The sequence below is a fragment of the Candidatus Phytoplasma australasiaticum subsp. ipomoeae genome (assembly GCF_024425275.1).
Classification (GTDB): domain Bacteria; phylum Bacillota_I; class Bacilli_A; order Acholeplasmatales; family Acholeplasmataceae; genus Phytoplasma; species Phytoplasma australasiaticum.
In genome coordinates this window covers 1-3,337 of sequence record NZ_JALQCV010000022.1, presented here as the reverse complement: position 1 = coordinate 3,337, position 3,337 = coordinate 1, and the positions used below count along the sequence as shown (strand labels likewise).

Sequence of the window (3,337 nt, the reverse complement as noted above, 5' to 3'; positions counted from 1 at the left end):
AAATTTCATTATTATTACTATATTTGTTACCCATAGCTATTAATTTATTATTATAAAAAATAAATAATATTCCTAAAAAGATTAGTAAATAAATAATAATTATTTTAAAGTGATTTCGTAATGTAAACATTTATTAAATCTCCTTTTATTTTTTAAATTTTAATATATCGGAAGTTTATATAATTTTTGTTACCAGTCAGAACTGGTTTTTTTATTATTTTCAGTTTTTTTTCTGTTATCATTATTATGTTTGTCTTTAAAGATAGATAAAGTTTTACTAACATGGTTTAATTGAAGGTGGAAATTGGTTAATTTTAAGTTGTTGTTATTAACAAAAGCTTCGCCTAGATAATAGTTTTTGTCTTTAGTTAACAAATGTTGGGAAGTTTTCATATTCTTTTTTCTTATTTTAACATATAAATATAATTTATTATTGTCTTTTGTATCGAAAGAGTAGCGTTTGTAGTTATTTAAATTAGTATGATTATCAGTATCACTATCTGTGTTTAAATATTCGGAAAGATAACGTTTTTTAATATAGTAAAGGAGATTAAAGAGTTGTTCTGATCGGATTTGGATATGGTTTAATAATATTTTTTGATTTATTTTAATTAGTTTATTATTATTTTTTATTATTTTTTTTGATAAATTATATAATTTAGTATTAAAATTATTATCAATTATTTTGCTATTTAAATAATTTGGTAAGTTTTTTTCTTTGACTTCTTTTTTTAATAAATCTTGTTTTTTAAATAATTGTTCTACTTTTTGTTTTTGCTTTTTATAATAACTGTTCCTATTCATGCCATCAAGATATTTATCCATGGTACCTCTCCTTTTTTATATTATTAGATAATTTTAGGTTTAACTTGGGAAAAATAGGTATTTTTTCTTTAAATATTTTAATAATTTTCATTTTAGTTAAAATGATAAAATCAATAAATAAAAAAGAAATAATACTCAAATGATAAAAAACCATTTGATTATTTTTTTAATTTTGATCTAATATATATTTATCTTTTAATGTTTTTTAATATAGCAATATTTTAACATATTTAACTTTTTAATTTTAAATTAAAACTGTTGTTAAATTAATAAGTTATTGTTTTATTTTTTGTTACGTAATAAATAATTCTATCTTTAAAATGTTGGATAGTACCTTTTAAGATTTATTGATATTTTTATAAATATCTCTTATTTTTTGGTTAAATAATTTATTTTTTATTTATAATTTTGTTTTAATTTTTTATGAATTTTTTTTTATTTTAACTTTTATGTTAATAAGTTGAATTTTATGAAAAATTTAGTTTTTGTAATCTATGTGATGCTATTTTGCAGGGATTTGAATGTTATTTAGATCCTTTTGTTGGTTATGACACGTTAAGGAAAGTGTGGATAATAGGGTTATTAAAAAACAATGTTAGCATATTATTGTCAAAGCATATTTAGCAAGATAATTGATTAATTAACTATCAGAAAAATATAATTTAAGAGAGGAATATTACAAATCAGTAGAGCAATTTCAAGAAATAAAAAAATAATATAATATACTAATCAATGAATATTAAGGGTTCATTAAATAATTAATCTATAAAATAAAAATAAGTTTTCAATATTGTAAAATTTTTTAAAAGAAAAATAGATTAGAAGAATAATTATAAAATCAAAATGATGAAATAAATGTTTTAAAATCATAATAAAAATAACAAAATTGAGTTATGCCCTTGTTCAACAACATTACGCGGAACAATAAAAAAAGTAAAAAAAATGCTAAAATTTTATTACCCTATTATTAATTAATAATAGAAAAAAATTAATTTTCTTATGATTTTGATTAAATATTTCCTTACTAAAGTTATATAATAGTTATATATTAAAATTTCCAAATTCGTTAATATCTTATTATTATCAGAAAGGTTATGAAATTAATTTGATGAACAATAAATAATATATGAAAATACCTGAATTTTATCTATGACATTCCTTCAATTGAGGATTAAAAATAAAAAAAGAGGTTTAAATTCATGGTTATATACCAAAATAAATTATATTTTTTATTATTATTTTTAGTTGGTTATTTAGGATTATTCCTGTTAATCAATATCCATCCAGTTATGGCAATGGATGGTTATAATCCAAATGATCCACATTCAATCAAAAATGAAATACTTAAAATTTCATCCAAAAGAGACAACATATCTAAAAAAATTTTGCATTTTAATAAACTGAATTTAAATCCTTATAATTTAATAAGACAATCAAAAGATTTAGATCAAAATATGACAGATCTTTATAAAAGAATTGCTCATCTGAATGCTTTAAATTGTATAAATCAAAAAATTTGGCAATATTCATATGAACGTAACCAAATAGCTATAAAAATTTTCAGTTTAAGCGGACTATATCAAGACACAACGATGATAGAAGAACTTAACAAAAAACATCAAGAAATAATCCAAAAAATTCAAAATTTAAACCAAAAATATTTCCATTTACAAAACGAATTAAATGCAAATTTATAAATAAAATTTAATATAAATTATTATTCTTTTTTTCAAACCCCCCCCTTACCAATGGGGGTCTTTTTTATTTACTATATTTATTGTATTAATGAAGAAAAATACCCCCCTCTTTTTTTAAAAAAGGGTTTTATAGATTAAAGATAATACTTTATTTATTGTTATTATTGTCATCTTTTAATAATTTTTGATAAATTTTTAATTCTGCACTTTGAATACGAACTAATATTCTTGATAATTTTCTTTGAAATTTTAAATAAATTTATTTTTGATTATCATTATTAACTAATTCATTTATTTTATGCGTTATTTTGGTTATTTCGGTTGCATTATCATAAATTTTCTGTTTTAAATTAATTATTATTTCTTCAATGTTAAGATGATTATCATGATTAAGTTGATTATTGCTAATTCTCGAAATGTTTAGATTATCCATTGCCATAACTGGATGAATATTGATTAACAGGAATAATTCTAAATAACTAATTAAACATAATGGTCAAAGATATAATTTATTTTTTTAATTGCATCATTTAATAACTTACAACCCCTTTTATGTTATTCCTTAGCTGAGGTGATTTTATAGATAGATTTGTTAATCTACGTGACGTCGTTTTAAGGGGGAGCAGAATTTTATATGGACGCTTTTTTGGTGGTTGATGTATGTTAAGAACAATGGAGGCAGGGTTACAAAACAAGCGTCAGGAATCATTGCCAAATTAGGTTTCGCAGTTCATAAAATCCACTGCATAATTTATTTAGTCCAAAAACTTTTTTGTCATCTTGATGGTACATTGAAAATAATGCCTCAATAAAAT

4 protein-coding genes are annotated in these 3,337 nt (G+C 20.4%); 1 reads left to right on the top strand and 3 read right to left on the bottom strand.

What is annotated here, in order from left to right; all coding sequences use genetic code 11:
- On the bottom strand, window positions 1–130 hold a 130-nt coding region (locus tag NQK76_RS02395; protein WP_255872743.1), incomplete at its 3' end, for an SVM family protein.
- A gap of 59 nt (window positions 131–189) precedes the next feature.
- The gene (locus tag NQK76_RS02390; RefSeq protein ID WP_004994544.1) at window positions 190–825 is read right to left on the bottom strand and encodes a hypothetical protein; all 636 of its coding nucleotides are present in this window, start codon (window positions 823–825) and stop codon (window positions 190–192) included.
- Between the two features lie 1,199 nt (window positions 826–2,024).
- Here NQK76_RS02390 and NQK76_RS02385 point away from each other — a divergent pair.
- Entirely contained in the window at window positions 2,025–2,522 is a 498-nt protein-coding gene (locus tag NQK76_RS02385; protein WP_255872742.1) for an SVM family protein, read from the top strand.
- Between the two features lie 259 nt (window positions 2,523–2,781).
- Here NQK76_RS02385 and NQK76_RS02380 read toward each other — a convergent pair whose 3' ends face one another.
- Window positions 2,782–2,955 carry a hypothetical protein gene (locus NQK76_RS02380; protein ID WP_255872741.1) on the bottom strand — a complete coding sequence of 58 codons (174 nt, stop codon included), beginning with the start codon at window positions 2,953–2,955 and terminating at the stop codon, window positions 2,782–2,784.
- Window positions 2,956–3,337 lie beyond the last annotated feature (382 nt).